Annotated in this window: 19 protein-coding genes; 12 read left to right on the forward strand and 7 right to left on the reverse strand. The window is 59.6% G+C overall.

The window, feature by feature from the left end; translation table 11 throughout:
* The first annotated feature begins 1 nt into the window (after position 1).
* The 6 genes from rsxB to nth are packed head-to-tail and all read left to right on the forward strand — an operon-like array spanning position 2 to position 5,891.
* On the forward strand, positions 2-580 hold the full coding sequence (rsxB, locus tag H7K56_RS02050; RefSeq protein ID WP_021506189.1) for an electron transport complex subunit RsxB: 579 nt from the start codon (positions 2-4) through the stop codon (positions 578-580).
* Positions 573-2,870: an electron transport complex subunit RsxC gene (gene rsxC / locus H7K56_RS02055; protein WP_150361365.1), complete on the forward strand. Its 2,298-nt coding sequence runs from the start codon at positions 573-575 to the stop codon at positions 2,868-2,870. Before rsxB ends, rsxC begins: the two co-directional genes overlap by 8 nt.
* Positions 2,871-3,929 carry an electron transport complex subunit RsxD gene (rsxD, locus tag H7K56_RS02060; RefSeq protein ID WP_058769716.1) on the forward strand — a complete coding sequence of 353 codons (1,059 nt, stop codon included), beginning with the start codon at positions 2,871-2,873 and terminating at the stop codon, positions 3,927-3,929. It abuts the gene before it with no gap.
* 2 nt (positions 3,930-3,931) lie between these two features.
* On the forward strand, positions 3,932-4,564 hold the full coding sequence (gene rsxG / locus H7K56_RS02065; protein WP_150361394.1) for an electron transport complex subunit RsxG: 633 nt from the start codon (positions 3,932-3,934) through the stop codon (positions 4,562-4,564).
* Positions 4,561-5,262: an electron transport complex subunit E gene (locus tag H7K56_RS02070; RefSeq protein WP_058769715.1), complete on the forward strand. Its 702-nt coding sequence runs from the start codon at positions 4,561-4,563 to the stop codon at positions 5,260-5,262. Before rsxG ends, H7K56_RS02070 begins: the two co-directional genes overlap by 4 nt.
* The gene (nth, locus tag H7K56_RS02075; RefSeq protein WP_021506194.1) at positions 5,259-5,891 is read left to right on the forward strand and encodes an endonuclease III; all 633 of its coding nucleotides are present in this window, start codon (positions 5,259-5,261) and stop codon (positions 5,889-5,891) included. Before H7K56_RS02070 ends, nth begins: the two co-directional genes overlap by 4 nt.
* A 45-nt stretch (positions 5,892-5,936) precedes the next feature.
* Here nth and H7K56_RS02080 read toward each other — a convergent pair whose 3' ends face one another.
* On the reverse strand, positions 5,937-6,623 hold the full coding sequence (locus H7K56_RS02080; protein WP_150361363.1) for a CTP synthase C-terminal region-related (seleno)protein: 687 nt from the start codon (positions 6,621-6,623) through the stop codon (positions 5,937-5,939).
* Between the two features lie 664 nt (positions 6,624-7,287).
* On the opposite strand from H7K56_RS02080, the gene dtpA reads away from it, so the two are divergent.
* The 3 genes from dtpA (at position 7,288) to gstA (ending at position 10,503) form a co-directional block, all read left to right on the forward strand.
* A complete protein-coding gene (gene dtpA, locus H7K56_RS02085; RefSeq protein ID WP_058757699.1) occupies positions 7,288-8,793 on the forward strand; it encodes a dipeptide/tripeptide permease DtpA in 1,506 nt (501 codons plus the stop codon).
* A 122-nt stretch (positions 8,794-8,915) separates the two neighbouring features.
* The gene (locus H7K56_RS02090; RefSeq protein WP_088515849.1) at positions 8,916-9,824 is read left to right on the forward strand and encodes a LysR family transcriptional regulator; all 909 of its coding nucleotides are present in this window, start codon (positions 8,916-8,918) and stop codon (positions 9,822-9,824) included.
* Between the two features lie 73 nt (positions 9,825-9,897).
* A complete protein-coding gene (gstA, locus tag H7K56_RS02095) occupies positions 9,898-10,503 on the forward strand; it encodes a glutathione transferase GstA (RefSeq protein ID WP_031279159.1) in 606 nt (201 codons plus the stop codon).
* Positions 10,504-10,546: 43 nt separating this feature from the next.
* On the opposite strand, the gene pdxY is transcribed toward gstA, so the two are convergent.
* From pdxY to anmK, 5 genes are all read right to left on the reverse strand, one after another.
* Complete coding sequence (gene pdxY, locus H7K56_RS02100) at positions 10,547-11,407, reverse strand: pyridoxal kinase PdxY (protein ID WP_058776274.1); 861 nt, start codon at positions 11,405-11,407, stop codon at positions 10,547-10,549.
* Positions 11,408-11,460: 53 nt separating this feature from the next.
* Complete coding sequence (gene tyrS, locus H7K56_RS02105; protein ID WP_059011053.1) at positions 11,461-12,735, reverse strand: tyrosine--tRNA ligase; 1,275 nt, start codon at positions 12,733-12,735, stop codon at positions 11,461-11,463.
* Between the two features lie 139 nt (positions 12,736-12,874).
* The gene (gene pdxH, locus H7K56_RS02110) at positions 12,875-13,531 is read right to left on the reverse strand and encodes a pyridoxamine 5'-phosphate oxidase (protein WP_058769709.1); all 657 of its coding nucleotides are present in this window, start codon (positions 13,529-13,531) and stop codon (positions 12,875-12,877) included.
* Positions 13,532-13,551: 20 nt separating this feature from the next.
* Entirely contained in the window at positions 13,552-13,881 is a 330-nt protein-coding gene (locus tag H7K56_RS02115; protein WP_021506202.1) for an MliC family protein, read from the reverse strand.
* A 9-nt stretch (positions 13,882-13,890) separates the two neighbouring features.
* Entirely contained in the window at positions 13,891-15,012 is a 1,122-nt protein-coding gene (gene anmK, locus H7K56_RS02120) for an anhydro-N-acetylmuramic acid kinase (RefSeq protein WP_104092879.1), read from the reverse strand.
* 285 nt (positions 15,013-15,297) lie between these two features.
* On the opposite strand from anmK, the gene slyB reads away from it, so the two are divergent.
* Positions 15,298-15,765 (forward strand): outer membrane lipoprotein SlyB, encoded by a 468-nt coding sequence (gene slyB / locus H7K56_RS02125; RefSeq protein WP_021506204.1) that lies wholly within the window; start codon positions 15,298-15,300, stop codon positions 15,763-15,765.
* Between the two features lie 41 nt (positions 15,766-15,806).
* On the opposite strand, the gene slyA is transcribed toward slyB, so the two are convergent.
* Complete coding sequence (gene slyA, locus H7K56_RS02130) at positions 15,807-16,244, reverse strand: transcriptional regulator SlyA (protein ID WP_010618966.1); 438 nt, start codon at positions 16,242-16,244, stop codon at positions 15,807-15,809.
* Positions 16,245-16,394: 150 nt separating this feature from the next.
* Here slyA and H7K56_RS02135 point away from each other — a divergent pair, with 150 nt between their 5' ends.
* Positions 16,395-16,631 carry a DUF1656 domain-containing protein gene (locus H7K56_RS02135; protein WP_021506205.1) on the forward strand — a complete coding sequence of 79 codons (237 nt, stop codon included), beginning with the start codon at positions 16,395-16,397 and terminating at the stop codon, positions 16,629-16,631.
* Positions 16,632-16,637: 6 nt separating this feature from the next.
* Positions 16,638-17,495, forward strand: coding sequence for an efflux RND transporter periplasmic adaptor subunit (locus H7K56_RS02140; RefSeq protein WP_150361362.1), 858 nt, complete (start codon positions 16,638-16,640; stop codon positions 17,493-17,495).
* Positions 17,496-17,499 lie beyond the last annotated feature (4 nt).

A 17,499-nucleotide genomic window follows, 5' to 3' on the forward strand; every position in this document is an offset into this window, starting at 1 on the left:
TATGACCGCGATTTGGATTGCTATTGCTGTTCTGGCGGCGCTGGCACTGGTGTTTGGTGCCCTGCTGGGCTACGCCTCGCGCCGCTTTGAAGTAGAAGAAGACCCGATTGTTGAGCAGATCGATGCGATTCTGCCGCAGAGTCAGTGCGGCCAGTGTGGCTATCCCGGCTGCCGTCCGTACGCCGATGCGGTGGGCAATAACGGTGAAGCCATTAACAAATGTGCGCCGGGCGGCGAACAGACCATGCTGAAGCTGGCCGAACTGCTCAACGTTGAACCGCAGCCGCTGGACGGCGGCGCGGAAGTGCTGACGCCGGTTCGCACCGTGGCGTGGATTGACGAAGCCAACTGCATTGGCTGCACCAAATGTATTCAGGCATGCCCGGTTGACGCCATCGTCGGTGCGACGCGCGCCATGCACACCGTGCTGAGCGATGTCTGCACCGGCTGCGACCTGTGCGTCGCGCCCTGTCCCACCGACTGTATTGAGATGCGCCCGGTTGCCACCACCACGGCCAACTGGAAGTGGGATCTCGACACCATACCTGTACGGGTGATCCCGGTAGAACATCATGCTTAATCTGTTATCGCTGCTGCGCAAAGAGAAGCTATGGGATTTCGAAGGCGGCATTCACCCGCCGGAAATGAAAACCCAGTCCAGCGGCACGCCGCTCAGCCAGCTCCCGCTGCCTGAACAGTTCATTATTCCGTTGAAACAGCATATCGGCCACGAAGGCGAAATCTGTGTGGCGCCGGGCGATAAGGTACTGCGCGGCCAGCCGCTGACCTTTGGCAGCGGCCGGATGCTGCCGGTGCACGCGCCCACTTCCGGCACCATTGAAGCCATCGCGCCACACATGACGGCGCACCCTTCCGGCCTGTCCGAGCTGTGCGTTTTCCTGCGCGCCGATGGCGAAGACCGCTGGATGCCGCTCGATCCGCAGCCGGACTATCGCGCGCTGGGTCGGGACGCGGTAGTGAAACGCATCCACGAAGCCGGTATTGCAGGCCTCGGCGGCGCGGGCTTCCCGACCGCCACCAAACTGCGTGGCGGACTGCGCGGCGTCAACACGCTGATCATCAACGCCGCCGAGTGCGAACCTTACATCACGGCGGACGATCGCCTGATGCAGGATTGTGCGGCGGAAGTGCTGGAAGGCTGCCGCATCCTCGCCTGGGTGCTGCAGGCGGAGCGCGTGCTGATTGGCATCGAAGACAATAAACCGGAGGCGATTGCCGCGCTGAAACAGGCGCTGGCCGGTGACCGCGAGCTGCAGCTGCGGGTGATCCCAACCAAGTACCCTTCCGGCGGCGCCAAACAGCTGACCAAAATTCTCACCGGGCGGGAAGTGCCGCACGGCGGACGCTCCACCGACATTGGCGTGCTGATGCAGAACGTCGGCACCGCCTGGGCGGTGAAGCGCGCCATTGTCGATGGCGAACCGATTACGGAGCGCGTGGTGACGCTGACCGGCGAGGCCATTGCCCGGCCGCGTAATGTCTGGGGCCGTCTCGGTACCCCGGTAAGCCATCTGTTGCAACAGGTCGGTTTCACGCCGGGTGCGCGCCAGATGGTGATCATGGGCGGGCCGCTGATGGGCTTTACCCTGCCGTCCCTCAACGTGCCGGTGGTGAAGATCACCAACTGTATTCTGGCACCGTCGGCCAGCGAGATGGGGCAACCGCTGGAAGAACAGTCCTGCATCCGTTGCAGCGCCTGCGCTGACGCCTGCCCGGCAAAACTGCTGCCGCAGCAGCTGTACTGGTACAGCCAGGGTGGCGATCATGACAAAGCGCGCGCCCATCACATTGATGACTGCATTGAGTGCGGTGCCTGTGCGTATGTCTGTCCCAGCAATATTCCGCTGGTGCAGTATTACCGCCAGGAAAAAGCCGAACTGCGCGCCATCGATCTGGAGGCCAAACGCACCGCCGAAGCCAAAGCACGCTTTGAAGCGCGTCAGGCACGCCTTGAGCGGGAAAAACTGGCGCGGGAAGCGCGCCACGAGCAGGCCAAACAGCGGGTTGCGCGCAGCGATAAAGCCGAGCTGGAAGCGGCAACCGGGCGCGTGAAAGCGCGGCAGGCCAAAACGCCGGAACAGGAAGCGGCAGAACGCGAAGCGCGCCATGCGCAGGCGCTGGCGCAGCAGGCTGAGAAGCAGGCTGAAACAGAACCGCTAAGCCGCCAGGCCATTGACCCGCGCAAGGCCGCCGTGGAAGCCGCCATTGCGCGTGCTAAAGCGAAAAAAGTGGCCGCGCCGGCACAGCCAGCCGCTGACACCACGACCGCAGAAAGCGATCCGCGCAAAGCGGCGGTTGAAGCGGCTATTGCGCGTGCCAAAGCGAAGAAAGCCGCTGCAGCACAGGTGTCGACGGACGCTGAGCCGGTAGCGGAAACGCCAGCGGCTGAGGTCGATCCGCGCAAAGCGGCGGTCGAAGCCGCTATCGCCCGTGCCAAAGCGAAGAAAGCTGCGGCCGCGCAGACGCCGGCTGATGCTGAGCCGGCAACGGAAACACCGGCGGCTGAGGTCGATCCGCGCAAAGCGGCGGTTGAAGCGGCGATTGCCCGTGCCAAAGCGAAGAAAGCTGCGGCGGCACAGGTGCCGACGGACGCTGAGCCTGCAGCGGAAACGCCAGCGGCTGAGGTCGATCCGCGCAAAGCGGCGGTTGAAGCGGCGATTGCCCGTGCCAAAGCGAAGAAAGCCGCGGCCGCAGCGCAGCAGACAACCGACGCGCCCGCCGCATCCCCTGAAGTGGAGGCTGCTGCCTCTCCTGACTCCGCCGACCCACGCAAAGCGGCGATTGCCGCAGCGGTCGCCCGTGCCAAAGCGCGTAAAGCGCAGCAGCAGCCTTCGACGACTGAGGACTAAATGGCTTTTCGTATTGCAAGTTCGCCTTATACCCATAACCGCCGCAGCACCGGCAACATCATGCTGCTGGTGGTGCTGGCCGCCCTGCCCGGTATGGCGGCACAGTGGTATTTCTTTGGCATCGGCTTCCTGATTCAGGTGCTGCTGGCGGTCGCTACCGCATGGATCACCGAAGGCGCGATTCTGCGCCTGCGTCACGCGCCGGTAGTGCCGACGCTGGCGGATAACTCTGCCCTGCTGACGGCGCTGCTGCTGGGCATCAGCCTGCCGCCGCTGGCGCCGTGGTGGCTGGTGGTGCTCGGTACCGTATTTGCCGTGGTTATCGCCAAGCAACTGTACGGCGGCCTCGGCCAGAACCCGTTCAATCCGGCCATGGTCGGTTATGTGGTACTGCTGATCTCCTTCCCGGTGCAGATGACCAGCTGGCTGCCGCCGGATGTCCTGCAGGCCATTAAACCTGGCCTGATGGACTCACTCAGTATGATTTTTACCGGCCACACGCTGGCCGGTGACACCATGCAGCAGTTGCAGCTGGGTGTGGATGGCGTGAGCCAGGCCACGCCGCTGGATACCTTTAAAACCGGCCTGCGCGCCGGACACAGCGCCGAACAGCTGCTGGCCCAGCCGATTTACGGCGGCGTACTGGCCGGTCTCGGCTGGCAGTGGGTCAATCTCGGCTATCTGCTCGGCGGCATGCTGCTGCTGGCGAAGAACGCCATTCGCTGGCATATCCCGTTCAGCTTCCTGCTGTCGCTGGCGCTGTGCGCCACGCTCGGCTGGCTGTTCGCGCCGCAGTCGCTGAACTCGCCGCTGGTGCATCTGTTCTCCGGGGCGACCATGCTCGGTGCGTTCTTTATTGCCACCGATCCGGTCACCGCGTCCACCACCAACCGTGGCCGGCTGATTTACGGTGCGCTGATTGGCCTGCTGGTGTGGCTGATTCGCAGCTTCGGTGGCTATCCGGATGGCGTCGCCTTCGCGGTGCTGCTCGCCAACATCTGCGTGCCGCTGATTGACTACTACACGCAGCCGCGCGTGTATGGACATCGCAGGGATTGATGATGATCGAAACCATTCGTAAAAACGCGTTCACGCTGGGCATGTTTGCCGTGATCACCACCGGCGTGACGGCGGTGGTCAACTATGTCACCAAACCGACGGTCGATCACCAGACCGCGTTGCAGCAGAAAAACCTGCTCGACCAGGTGGTGCCCACCGATTTGTACGACAACAATATTCAGCAGGAGTGTCTGCTGGTGACCGATGCCCGCGCGCTCGGCAACGACAAACCGCATCATCTGTATGTGGCGCGCAAAGGGGATCAACCGGTGGCCGCCGCACTTGAGACCACCGCCCCTGACGGCTATTCTGGCGCAATACAGATGCTGGTCGGCGCCGATTTCCACGGCAAAGTGCTGGGCGTACGCGTGATTGAACATCATGAAACGCCGGGTCTGGGTGATAAAATCGAGCTGCGAATTTCCGACTGGATCAACAGTTTTAACGGCAAAGTGGTGCGCGGTGCCGACGATAAAGCCTTTGCCGTGAAAAAAGATGGTGGCGAATTTGACCAGTTTACCGGCGCGACCATCACGCCGCGCGCGGTGGTCAACGCCACCAAACGCACGGCGCTGCTGATTGAAACGCTGCCAGCGAAGCTCGCTTCGCTGCCTGAATGTGGAGATGCACCATGAGTGAAGCGAAAAATTTACTGATTGGCGGACTGTGGAAGAATAACTCGGCGCTGGTGCAGCTACTGGGGCTCTGTCCGCTGCTGGCGGTGACCTCAACCGCCACTAACGCGCTGGGCCTTGGACTGGCAACCACGCTGGTACTGACCATCACCAACAGTGCGATTTCCGCTTCGCGCCGCTGGGTGCCGGGTGAAATTCGTATTCCGATCTACGTGATGATCATCGCCTCGGTGGTGAGCTGCGTGCAGATGCTGATCAACGCCTATGCCTATGGCCTGTATCAGTCGCTGGGCATCTTTATCCCGCTGATCGTCACCAACTGCATTGTGGTGGGACGTGCGGAAGCGGTGGCATCGAAAAGCAGCATTCCCCTCTCCGCGCTGGATGGCTTTGCCATCGGTATGGGCGCTACCTGCGCCATGGTGACGCTGGGTTCGATTCGTGAACTGATTGGTAACGGCACGCTGTTCAACGGCGCTGACCAGCTGCTGGGGCCATGGGCTAAAGCGCTGCGCATTGAAGTGGTGCATTTTGATTCACCGATGCTGCTGGCGATGCTGCCGCCGGGTGCGTTTATCGGCCTCGGTATGCTGCTGGCCGGCAAATACCTGATCGATCAGAAAATGAAGCAGCGCGCCGCACGTCAGCTGGAGGCTGCTGCTGCCGCGCCGCAGGGCGAAACCGGGAAGGCTGTGTGAATAAGGATAAACGCCTGCAGATCCTCACGCGGCTGCGTGACGCCAATCCCCATCCGACCACCGAACTGAATTTCAGCTCACCGTTTGAGCTGCTGATCGCTGTGCTGCTGTCGGCACAGGCAACCGATGTCAGCGTCAACAAAGCCACCGCCCGACTCTATCCGGTGGCCAATACGCCAGCGGCAATGCTGGCGCTCGGCGTGGAAGGCGTTAAAGAGTACATCAAGACCATTGGCCTGTTTAACAGCAAAGCGGAAAACGTCATCAAAACCTGCCGCATTCTGCTGGAGCAGCACGGCGGTGTGGTGCCGGAAGACCGCGCGGCACTGGAAGCCCTGCCCGGCGTCGGGCGTAAAACCGCCAACGTGGTGCTCAATACCGCTTTTGGCTGGCCCACCATTGCCGTGGATACCCACATTTTCCGCGTCAGCAATCGCACCCGCTTTGCGCCGGGTAAAAACGTTGAGGAAGTGGAGCAGAAGCTGCTCAAGGTGGTGCCGGCCGACTTTAAGGTTGACTGCCATCACTGGCTGATTCTGCACGGTCGCTACACCTGCGTGGCGCGTAAACCGCGCTGCGGCTCCTGCCTGATTGAAGATTTGTGTGAGTTCACGGAAAAGACCGACTGATCGGTAACGGCGCGACGCTGCGCGCCGTAGATCGCTTATTAACCGTTATCGCGCCGCCTGCAGCCACGCTACGACCAGCGGCGACAGCTGGTTTTGTAGCGCGGCGCGTTCAGACTGGAACAGCGTGGCGACAAAGAACGGATGATCGGTCAGCTCTACCCCGCGCACATCCCCCTGCAGATCCCATGAGGTAATACGCAGATTGCGCGTGGCCAGCGCCTCGCTGAACTCAGCGTTAACGCCAAAGTTGCAGTGATAGCCTTCGTTACTCTGCAGCGCGCCGTAGGCCTGAGCAATACGCGAACCCGGCTCAAACGTGACCTCACCGCGCTGCTCGACCAGCGAGCAGGCCAGTGGCGCAATCACCCAACGCGCGTCAGGGTCGGTCTCGGCATGACCAGCATCTTCCCAGCCCAGCACGTTGCGCGCGTACTCCACCACCGCATACTGAAAGCCGGCGCACGAGCCTAAAAAGGGTTTACCGCTTTCACGCGCCCAGCGAATGACGTCGAACACGCCGGCATCATTCAGGAAGGGACTGCCAGGCACCACCCAGACGGCATCATAGTCGTGCAGACGCGGCAGATCGATTTCCGGCGTCGCGATCCAGTCGGCGGTTACGTTAAGTGAGAGAGAGGTTGCGGCAAGCTGAACAGCGGGAGGAATAGCCTGGTGCGCGACAGCACTGGCACGGTAATCGCCCACGAGAGCGACACGAACGGACTGCTTCATGATGAGTTCCTTGCAGGGAAAAAACGAGGTTACAGCAATTTCTTCAGGCTGTCTAAGGGCTGGCGATCGGCTATCGATCCTCCCCCTACCTGGCGCAACAGGTCACTGCCGCCGGGGGCGTTGCAGAGCTTATACAATGAAAGCCACGATTAAGTGGTGAAATTGTCGGCAAACGGGAGAGCAGCAATCGTTTTCTTTTTTTACATTTCTAATTAATTGATAATTTTGTGCGCAGGATCAACAAATTAGCCTGCGGCGAACTGTCAACCGCTTATTGTGCTCAACAATCAGACAATTGCGCTTACTTCTTCGGAAAAAATCAGGGGAATCATCCAGCTTAATGGGCTGGATAATATTATGTCCTGCCCGGAGCAGGAAAAGCAGTTTATCTCAGGAAAATCCATCAACCGATCTGCAACAAGAACAATTATCCTGCTATAATGTCACGCAGTGATATTTAACACTGATTTACAAGTTATTATCCTGGTTATAACCCTGCCTGTAACAAGTATTTCAGCGTGCAGAAAATGCTTGCCCTGTTGGCCTGATTCAGCCAAATTAGGCGCCGTTTTTCCTTTCTAATAACAATGTTGCGCGGGATTACCCAGCCCGACGCAGACTTAATTCCTGTTGTAAAACAGGCGATGTATAAACTGAGGTATACGTGTCAACTGCAAACAAACACACTGATGAGGCGGTAAGCCTTAACGCCTTCCGTCAGCCGAAAGCGTTCTATTTGATCTTCTCCATCGAACTGTGGGAGCGTTTTGGCTACTACGGTCTGCAAGCCATCATGGCGGTCTATCTGGTGAAACAGCTGGGGATGTCCGAAGCGGACTCCATCACCCTGTTCACTTCGTTCAGCGCACTGGTTTACGGCCTGGTTGCCATTGGCGGCTGGCTGGGCGACAAAGTGCTCGGCACCAAACGCGTGATTATTCTCGGCGTCATTGTGCTGGCGCTGGGCTATGCGATGATTGCCTTCTCCGGTCATGACACCACCATGGTGTATGTGGGCATGGCGACCATCGCCGTGGGTAGCGGGCTGTTTAAGGCTAACCCTTCTTCACTGCTGTCGACCTGCTACGAGAAAGACGATCCGCGCATCGACGGTGCCTTCACCATGTTCTACATGTCGATCAACATCGGTTCGCTGTTCTCCATGATGCTGACTCCGTGGCTGGCGGCCAAATATGGCTGGGGCGCGGCGTTTTCGCTGTCGGTGGTGGGCCTGGTGATCACCCTGCTGAACTTCCTGTTCTGCCAGCGCCTGGTGAAGAATTACGGCTCCAAACCAGACTTTGCGCCGCTGCAGGTCGGTAAGCTGCTGATGACCCTTGTCGGCGTGGTTGCGCTGATCGCACTGGCCACCTGGCTGCTGCATCATCAGAGCATTGCCCGCATGACGCTGGGCGTGATCGCGATCGGTATCGTGCTGGTGTTTGCCAAAGAAGCCTTTGCGCTGCACGGTGCGGCACGCCGCAAAATGATCGTTGCATTCCTGCTGATGGTCGAAGCTATTGTGTTCTTCGTGCTGTACATGCAGATGCCAACCTCGCTGAACTTCTTCGCCATCCGTAACGTTGAGCACGCGATTCTCGGTATTACCTTTGAGCCGGAACAGTTCCAGGCGCTCAATCCATTCTGGATCATGGTGGCCAGCCCGATTCTGGCGGCAGTCTATAACAAGCTTGGCGATAAGCTGCCGATGCCGCACAAGTTTGCCATTGGCATGGTGCTGTGCTCTGCAGCGTTCCTGGTGCTGCCGTTTGGCGCGAAATTCGCGAACCAGGCAGGTATCGTTTCGGTGAACTGGCTGATTCTGAGCTATGCGCTGCAAAGTATCGGTGAGCTGATGATCTCTGGTCTCGGCCTGGCGATGGTGGCGCAGCTGGTGCCGCAGCGTCTGATGGGCTTTATTATGGGCTCCTGGTTCCTCACCACCGCTGGCGCCGCGATGATTGCCGGTAAGGTAGCGAACCTGATGGCGGTGCCGGAAAACGTCACCGATCCTCACGCCTCACTGGCCGTGTATAGCCAGGTGTTCCAGCAGATTGGTATCGCCACTGGCGTAATCGCCCTGCTGATGCTGATTACCGCCCCGCTGCTCAACCGCATGACGCAGGATGACGCGCAGGCAGAACTGAAGCGCGCCAGCGCTAACCAGTAATCGTTTCTGAGCCGGGCTAAGCCCGGCTTTTTTTATCCCCCTTCACAACCCCCGCTTTCCGCTGTAGTTTAAGCAACACGCTTTTTATGCTCGCCTTGCACGGCTGAGATCGGGAATGGCTCATGGACAGATTTGACGAGCTGCAGGTGTTTGTTGCGGTGATTCAGCAGGGCAGCCTGGCTGGCGCGGCGCGCGTATTGCAGCGTTCGCCGCCGGTCATTACCCGCACGCTGAATGCGCTGGAAGCACGTTTTGGCACCACCCTGATTGAACGCACCACGCGCCAGCTGGCTCCAACCGAGAGCGGCTGGCAGCTGTTTGAGCAGGCGCAGCGCTTGCTTAACGATTACCAGAGCGCGCTCGACAGCGCCCACCACAGCGGACTGCACGGCCTGCTGCGCATCACCGCCCCGGTGATGTGTGGCCGTCGCCACGTGATGCCGCTGGTCAATGCCTTTCTGCAACAGCATCCGGAAATGCAAATCGAACTGATTCTTAGCGACAGCTATCAGGACCTGATTGAAAACGGGCTGGATATTGCAGTGCGCATTGGCGAGCTGCAGGATTCGTCGATGGTGGCGCGCAACGTCGGCAGCGTACGCTCGATGCTGGTCGCCAGCCCGGACTACCTTCGCCATGCCGGAATACCGGCCCATCCGGCTGAGCTCAGCATGCATGCGCTGGTGGCAGGCGTGCGCCATACCCGTGAGTGGCGCTTCGCGCACGACCTGCGTGTGCGCATCACCCCACGCCTGCGCGTCAATGATATCGCCAGCCAGCTGGATGCATTGCGCAGTGGCCAGGGCATTGGCCGTCTGTTGTCTTATCAGGTGATAGATGAACTGCAGGCTGGCACGCTGATCCGCCTGCTGAGCGAGTGGGAGCCGGCACCGCTGCCGGTGCATCTGGTGGCGCAGCGGGTGAAAAACATGGCGCCCAAGGTACGCTGTTTCTGGGATTTCGCGCTCACGGCGCTACCGCCGCGACTGCAGGCGGCCGCTGAATTTCCCGCGCCCGCCCGCAATTCCTGATCGCTGTCACTGGTAAAAATTTCTGGCAGTTTTATGCTGCTGTCATCACAACAACTCATCAGGAGAGGCCATGATGAAACTCTATTGTAAGCCCGGTGCCTGTTCGCTCTCGCCGCATATCGTTGCGCGCGAATGCGGGCTGGATTTTACGCAGGTCAATGTCGATCTGCAGAAGAAAGTCACCGAGCGCGGAGAAGATTACTGGCAGATAAACCCCAAAGGACAGGTTCCCGCGCTGCAGTTTGATGACGGCAGCATACTGACGGAAGGCGTGGCGATTGTGCAGTATCTGGCGGATCTCAAGCCGGATCGCAACCTGCTGGCACCGACCGGCAGCCTGACGCGCTATCACACGCTGGAGTGGCTGAGCTACATCAGCAGCGAATTGCACAAAACCTTTTCCCCGCTGTTCCGTCCGGATACGCCGGAAGAGTACAAAGCCATAGTGCGTGCACAGCTGGAGCAGAAATTTCAGCGCGTTAACGACGCGCTGCAGGATAAACAGTGGCTGATGGGGTTACGCTTTACCGTCGCCGATGTCTATCTGTTTGTGGTTACACGCTGGGCAAAAGCCATCAAACTGAATCTGGAAGGTTTGAGCGCGCTGGAGGCATGGTTTGCGCGGGTGGCCGCGCGGCCGGCGGTTCAGGCCGCACTGAAGGCTGAAGGTCTGGTCTGACGCCACAGGCCGGCGTGCTGGCCGGCCTGTTAATTAGCAGCGATTACAGCTGTTCTGCCGCAAAGTGCTGCGTGGGTTGCGCAATCGCATCCTGCGCCGCCACCAGTTGCAGTTCATACTCGCCCATCTCGTGGGTTTTCAGCATCACTTCATATACTGCCGCCGTCACATGTTCCAGCGCATCCTGCAGCGATTTGCCGTGCAGCAGGTCAACCAGCAACAGGCCACTGGTCAGATCGCCAACCCCCACCGGCTGACGCACACCAAAATCCACCAGCGGACGGCTGATGTGCCAGCACTGATCGGCGGTGACCAGCAGCATTTCAAAGCGGTCGCTACGGCGTCCGGCGCGCGCCAGGTGTTTCACCAGCACCACGCGCGGCCCCTGCGCAATCAATGCGCGGGCGGCTACCACCGCCTGTTCCACGTTTGCGACCGTCTGGCCACTGAGCATCTCCAGCTCCAGCAGGTTCGGCGCGATAAGATCGCTGGCCGGCATCGCCTGCTTGCAGTGAAACTCCGCCACGCCGGGCGCGACGATACAGCCTTTTTCCGGATGGCCCATCACCGGGTCACAGAAATACCAGGCGTCAGGATTTGCCGCCTTCACCATACGCACAATTTCCAGGATCTGTTCGCCCTGCTCCGCCGAGCCGAGATAGCCGCTCAGCACCGCATCGCAGGTTTTCAGACGATCGATGGCGGCGATCCCGCTGACGATATCGGTCAGATGGGTGGCGGGCATCACGGTGCCGGTCCAGTGACCATACTGGGTGTGATTGGAAAACTGCACGGTGTTTAACGGCCAGACGTTGGCGCCCATGCGTCGCATCGGGAATTCGGCCGCGCTGTTACCGGCGTGGCCATAAACCACGTGAGACTGGATTGCGAGGATATTTTTCATTATTGCCCTGTACTGCTTGCCATAAAAAAGGGCCGGAGACCGGCCCTTGCACCTTACTGCCAGCTAATCAGGCAGTAGTGTTTTTTGCCGCGACGCAGCAGCGTGTAACGACCAAACAGTTTGTCGCTGTCGCTGAAACGATACTCGGCATCAGACTGTTTCTCACCGTTGACAGACACCGCGTTGGAGCCAATCATGGTGCGCGCCTGGCCGCGTGACGGCACCAGTTCCGCCGCCACCAGCGCCTGTTGCAGATCGTCGTCCGCCTTCAGGCTAATGGTCGGCATGCCATCCTGTGCCAGCTGCTCAAAGTCCGCTTCGGTCATGTCGCTCAGACTGCCGGAGAACAGGCTGTCAGTGATGCGCTTCGCCGCGCTCAGACCGCTTTCGCCGTGCACCAGACGCGTCACCTGCTCTGCCAGCACATACTGCGCGCGCGGCGCTTTGCCACTGGTTTTGTCTTCTTCTTCCAGCGCATTGATCTCTTCAATGCTCATGAAGGTGAAGAACTTCAGGAAGCGATAGACGTCCGCGTCGGCGGTGTTGATCCAGAACTGGTAGAACTTGTACGGACTGGTTTTCTTCGCATCCAGCCATACCGCGCCACCTTCGGTTTTACCAAATTTGGTGCCGTCCGACTTGGTGATCAGTGGCACAGTCAGTCCCCACGCCTGCTGCTGATGCAGACGACGCGTCAGATCGATGCCGGAGGTGATGTTCCCCCACTGGTCGGAGCCGCCAATCTGCAGCACCACGTCGTAGCGCTTGTTCAGTTCGGCAAAGTCGTAACCCTGCAGCAGGTTGTAGGAAAACTCGGTGTAGGAGATGCCCTGATCTTCACGGTTCAGGCGCATCTTCACCGCTTCACGGTTGATCATCTGGTTGACCGAGAAGTGCTTACCGATATCGCGCAGGAAGGTCAGCACGTTCATGCCGCCAAACCAGTCATAGTTGTTGGCCGCGATGGCGCTGTTGTCGCCGCAGTCAAAATCGAGGAAAGGCGCAACCTGTTTGCGGATCTTCTCTACCCACTCGTTAACGGTTTCCGTGGTGTTGAGTTTACGTTCGGCCGCTTTAAAGCTGGGATCGCCAATCAGGCCGGTGGCACCGCCGACCAGGGCCACCGGCTTGTGGCCGGCATCCTGGAAACGTTTCAGGCACAGCAGCGGCACCAGATGGCCCAAGTGCAAGCTATCAGCGGTGGGATCAAAGCCGCAATAGAGTGCAATTGGCCCTTGCGCCAGCCGCTCTGCTAACGCTTCCTCGTCCGTTACCTGGGCTACTAAGCCTCTCTCTTGCAATTGTTGTATCAGGTTACTGCTGGTCATCACTGACTCCAAATTGATCAGACTGCACCTATGCTGGTACACAGCTGTCCGCTGACGTGCGGATACGAAAAAAATGAGGGCTATAGCATAAAGCGCTGACGAGCCGTGCGCCAGCGCTGAAAGGGGATAAAACGCAGTTTTACGGTGCTAAACGGTCGATTGTCCAGCCGCTGCCATCACGCTGATAAAGGAAGCGGTCATGCAGGCGATGTTCGCCGCCCTGCCAGAACTCCATGGTGTGGAATCTGACGCGGAATCCGCCCCAGAAACTCGGCAGCGGCACTTCCCCCTGCTGAAACTTCTGCTTCAGCTCAAGGAATTTGCCCTCGAGCACGCCGCGCGCGGAAATCCGGCTCGACTGTTTCGATACCCAGGCGCCAATCTGGCTGTCACGCGGACGGCTGTGGAAGTACTTCAGCACTTCCAGCGGCGACAGTTTCTCCACTTCGCCCAGCACCATCACCTGACGCTCAAGGAAGTGCCAGGGGAAATGCAGGGAAATGCGCGGATTGTCCGCCAGCTGCAGCGCTTTACGGCTGCCGAGGTTGGTGTAAAACACCATGCCCTGCTCATCGTAGTGTTTAAGCAGGACGATGCGCTGATAGGGCTGGCCGCTGCTGTCCACCGTCGCCACCGTCATAGCGGTGGGATCGGGCAGCTGCGCGGCGCACGCCTGCTGCAGCCACTGCTCAAACAGCGCCAGAGGAGTATCTGGCAAATCTTTGCGCCGCAGCCCGCCGCGCGTGTACTCCCGACGCAGGTGGGCAATTTGTTGCAAGCTGTCACTGTCGCTCATGCTGGTATCCCGGTTCTCTCTTACTGTGCGGAGGCATCCGCGTTCTGCAGTTCACAATCATTAATCACGATTTTATCGTTGCGTTCAACAAAGGCGCCATTGCCTTTTGACCAGAAAACGTAGGTCCCATCGCTGTAACGCGCGCCGGAGGCAGACACCGTCTGGGTCAGCGTGAGCGGTTTGCCGTCCAGAATAAAGCTCACCTGCTGCTTCGCGTTGTCCAGCGTGACCGTCAGCGGCAGCGTGCCACACTGGTAATGTAACGTCTCTGGCGCGGGTGCAGGCTTATGCCAGATACCACAGCCGCTGAGTAAGGTCAGGGTGCCGGCCAGCACGATCATCTTCTTCATGTTTGCTCCTTAACGTATTGCATGGGGATTGGCGGGATAGATGGCACCCAGCACGCTCATTTCGCGCGCGCCGGTTACCGCCGGCAGATTGCCCGGCAGCCCGGACAGGGTGCGGAACGCCAGCCAGGCAAAGGCCAGCGCCTCCATATCATCACCGCTGATACCGGCCTGATCGGTGGTGCCCACCTCAGTGCCAGACAGATGCGCGGCCAGCCGCGCCATCAGCAGCGGATTGCGACTGCCGCCGCCGCACACCAGCAGACGATCGCAGCCATCGTTGAGCTGTACCTGATGGGCGATGGTCAGCGCGGTCAGCTCGCACAGCGTTGCCTGCACATCCTGCGGGGCCAGTGCCGGGAAGCGCTGCAGCTGCTGTTCCACCCAGCCCAGGTTGAAGTATTCCCGACCGGTGCTTTTGGGTGGCGGCAGCGCAAACCACGGATCGCCGAGCATCTGCTCCAGCAGCGCGGGCACGACCTGGCCACTGCGCGCCCAGCCGGCATCTTTATCAAACGGCAGGCCTTTGTGGCGCCAGATCCACGCATCCATCAGCATATTGCCCGGTCCGGTATCAAAGCCGCGCACCGGCTGACCGGGGATCAGCAGCGACAGATTGGCGATGCCGCCAATATTCAGCACCATGCGCCGTTCAACGCTGTCCATCAGCAACGCCTGGTGAAAAGCCGGTACCAGCGGTGCGCCCTGGCCGCCCAGCGCCATGTCGCGGCGGCGAAAATCGCCCACCACCGTGACGCCGGTCGCGGCAGCGATCTGGTTATTGTCGCCAATTTGCAGCGTATTTGGTGCCGCCGACTGCGGCTCGTGCCACACCGTCTGGCCGTGGCAGCCAATCGCCATGATATCGCTGGCCTCCAGCGCCTGCTGCTGCATCAGCGTCAGTACGGCTTCCGCAAACAGCTGGCCGAGCCGGGTATCAAGCTGACCGAGCTGCGACAGCGTCAGCGTCTGTCCCTGACAAATCGCCAGCACCTGCTGACGCAGCGCCAGCGGGATGGGATGGCAGTAGCTGGCCTGTTGCGCCACCATATGCTGGTCGATCGCGGCCAGCACGACGTCTACGCCGTCCAGACTGGTGCCGGACATCACGCCGATATAGCGTCCTGATTTCATAGCGCTTCCTTACCCGTTTGCGGGCCTGCAATGCATCTGTGTTTAGCCTGGCAAATTACCGGGGCTAATTCTATGATAAATTTCCGCTTTTCAACTGCGCTGCGACACGCATTCCGGCAGCAAACTATTTTCATCCGGCAATTGAATTTTTGTTGATGGGCGGTGGTCTATGCTTCGGCCCAGCCGCATATTGTTCGGACATCGCGTCAATTGACCATTTTCTGACTTATACTGTTGCAGTACAGGACGAGAATATGGCGTTTTTTTGCATTAAGGAGCTTTCTCATGATTAAGCGTTTCGTAGCCGTAGCCCTGGCGGGTATCACGCTGGCTGGCTGTGTTAATAACGATACCCTTTCCGGCGATGTTTACAGCGCCAGCGAAGCCAAGCAGGTTCAAAGCGTCTCATACGGTACGCTGGTATCCGTGCGTCCGGTAAAAATTCAGGGCGGCGATGACAGTAATGTGATCGGTGCCATTGGCGGTGCGGTGCTGGGTGGTTTCCTCGGTAACACCATCGGCGGCGGCGCGGGGCGCAGTCTGGCAACAGCCGGCGGTGCGGTTCTGGGCGGCGTAGCCGGTCAGGGCGTGCAGGGTGCGCTCAACAAATCTGACGGCGTAGAGCTGGAGATCCGTAAGGATGACGGCAATACCATTATGGTGGTGCAGAAGCAGTCCGCCAGTCGTTACTCGGTCGGCCAGCGCGTGGTGATGGCCTCCAACGGCAGCCAGGTCACCGTCTCTCCGCGCTAAGCGCGCAGATAAAAAAAACCGACGCCAGTGCGTCGGTTTTTTTATTTCTCGCGGTTCTGCAACTCGAGAATGTTTTTTTCCAGCCGGGCAATCAGCGTCACCATCTGATTGATCTCTTCGAGGCTGATGCCGGAGAGGATATCGTCACGCGTCGCGTCGATCACGTTTTCGACCTGCTCAATGATCGGTTCAGCCTGACGGGTCAGCTTGATGCGCTTGGCGCGGCGATCGTTAGCGCAGGTGGCGCGGGTGATGAGCCCCTTCTCTTCCAGCTGATCCAGCGTACGCACCAGCGACGGCTGCTCAATACCGATGGCTTTCGCCAGCTGAATCTGCGACTGCTCTGGCGGGAGTTGATGAATATTGTGCAACGTCACCCAGTGGGTTTGTGTCAACTCAAGCGGCTTCAGACGCTGGTCGATCAACGCGCGCCAGATGCGCACCAGGCGAGACAGATCTGTTCCAAGCGGCGTATCCATTTCATCTCCTTATAATTAGCTTGCTAGCTATCAAGCCAGATTTTACACTATTCTGCGAGTTTACAGGACAAATTACAAATCCCGGGCCAGACGGCACGCCCGCTGTCTACACTTGATTTAACCGTGCCCGGGTAAAAAGGATGATGCCACGTGTCAATCTTCGCGCTCACCGCGACGGCACCGCTGACCGATCTGGTGTTCGGTGCCTCACTGTTCTTCCCGCCGCTGTTCAAAGCGGTGCTGCTGGGCTTCTTTTTCTGGCTGCTGATTCATCCGCTGCTGCGCGGCTGGATCTACTCCGGCGATGTCTGGCACCCCACCTTAATGGATCTCTCACTGTTTGTTCTGTGCGTGAGCGGCGCACTGTGGATACTGAGCCTCGGATAAATCACCATGAAATTCAACCCCTTTAAGTACTTTTCTACCCTTGTGGTGTTTACCCTGGCGCTGCTCGCAGGCTGGTGGATGTGGAACTACTACATGCAGGCCCCGTGGACGCGCGATGGCAAAGTGCGCGCTGAACTGGTGGACGTGACGCCCGAGGTCTCCGGCCGTATCAGCACGCTGGCCGTGCGCGACAATCAGTTCGTGCATAAAGGCGAGGAGCTGCTGACGCTGGATCCGGTGCCGTGGCAGATTGCGCTGGCCAATGCGCAGGCCCAGCTGGCGAAGGCGCAGGCCGACCTCGCCAAAGCGCAGCATGAGGCGGATCGCCGTGCCAGCCTGCCGCGTAACGTGATCTCCGCTGAAGATATGGACGCGGCGCGCCTCAACGCGAATGCGGCGGCCGCCACAGCGAAAGCCGCACAGGCGATGCTCGATCAGGCGCGCTGGAACCTGCAGCAAACCACGGTGACGGCCCCGACCGACGGCTGGGTCAGTAACCTGACGCTGCGTGCCGGCAATTACGCGACCGCCGGTACGCCACTGTTCGCGCTGGTCGACAGCCACTCTTACTATGTGATGGGCTATTTCGAAGAGACCAAACTGCGCCATATCCAGCCCGGCGCGGCGGCGCAAATCGTGCTGTATAGCAACGGCGCACGACTGCAGGGCCAGGTGGAGAGCATCGGACGTGCCATTTACGATCAAAGCATCGCCAGCGACGGCGGTCTGGTGCCCGATATCAAACCCAACGTGCCGTGGGTCAGGCTGGCGCAGCGCGTCCCGGTGCGTATCCGGCTAAACGCGGTACCGGATAATGTGCCGCTGGTGGCCGGTACCACCTGCACCATCTCTGTCGCGCACTGAGGCC

The sequence above is a fragment of the Pantoea dispersa genome, assembly GCF_014155765.1.
GTDB lineage: Bacteria > Pseudomonadota > Gammaproteobacteria > Enterobacterales > Enterobacteriaceae > Pantoea > Pantoea dispersa.

Excerpts from the sequence above, each read along its gene's own strand:
- rsxB (WP_021506189.1), top strand. The coding sequence starts at position 2 with ATGACCGCGATTTGGATTGCTATTGCTGTTCTGGCGGCGCTGGCACTG.
- anmK (WP_104092879.1), bottom strand. The coding sequence starts at position 15,012 with ATGAAATCAGGACGCTATATCGGCGTGATGTCCGGCACCAGTCTGGAC.
- H7K56_RS02090 (WP_088515849.1), top strand. The coding sequence starts at position 8,916 with ATGGACAGATTTGACGAGCTGCAGGTGTTTGTTGCGGTGATTCAGCAG.
- rsxD (WP_058769716.1), top strand. The coding sequence starts at position 2,871 with ATGGCTTTTCGTATTGCAAGTTCGCCTTATACCCATAACCGCCGCAGC.
- H7K56_RS02070 (WP_058769715.1), top strand. The coding sequence starts at position 4,561 with ATGAGTGAAGCGAAAAATTTACTGATTGGCGGACTGTGGAAGAATAAC.
- rsxC (WP_150361365.1), top strand. The coding sequence starts at position 573 with ATGCTTAATCTGTTATCGCTGCTGCGCAAAGAGAAGCTATGGGATTTC.
- pdxY (WP_058776274.1), bottom strand. The coding sequence starts at position 11,407 with ATGAAAAATATCCTCGCAATCCAGTCTCACGTGGTTTATGGCCACGCC.
- pdxH (WP_058769709.1), bottom strand. The coding sequence starts at position 13,531 with ATGAGCGACAGTGACAGCTTGCAACAAATTGCCCACCTGCGTCGGGAG.
- slyB (WP_021506204.1), top strand. The coding sequence starts at position 15,298 with ATGATTAAGCGTTTCGTAGCCGTAGCCCTGGCGGGTATCACGCTGGCT.
- rsxG (WP_150361394.1), top strand. The coding sequence starts at position 3,932 with ATGATCGAAACCATTCGTAAAAACGCGTTCACGCTGGGCATGTTTGCC.
- tyrS (WP_059011053.1), bottom strand. The coding sequence starts at position 12,735 with ATGACCAGCAGTAACCTGATACAACAATTGCAAGAGAGAGGCTTAGTA.
- H7K56_RS02080 (WP_150361363.1), bottom strand. The coding sequence starts at position 6,623 with ATGAAGCAGTCCGTTCGTGTCGCTCTCGTGGGCGATTACCGTGCCAGT.
- H7K56_RS02140 (WP_150361362.1), top strand. The coding sequence starts at position 16,638 with ATGAAATTCAACCCCTTTAAGTACTTTTCTACCCTTGTGGTGTTTACC.
- H7K56_RS02115 (WP_021506202.1), bottom strand. The coding sequence starts at position 13,881 with ATGAAGAAGATGATCGTGCTGGCCGGCACCCTGACCTTACTCAGCGGC.
- slyA (WP_010618966.1), bottom strand. The coding sequence starts at position 16,244 with ATGGATACGCCGCTTGGAACAGATCTGTCTCGCCTGGTGCGCATCTGG.
- gstA (WP_031279159.1), top strand. The coding sequence starts at position 9,898 with ATGAAACTCTATTGTAAGCCCGGTGCCTGTTCGCTCTCGCCGCATATC.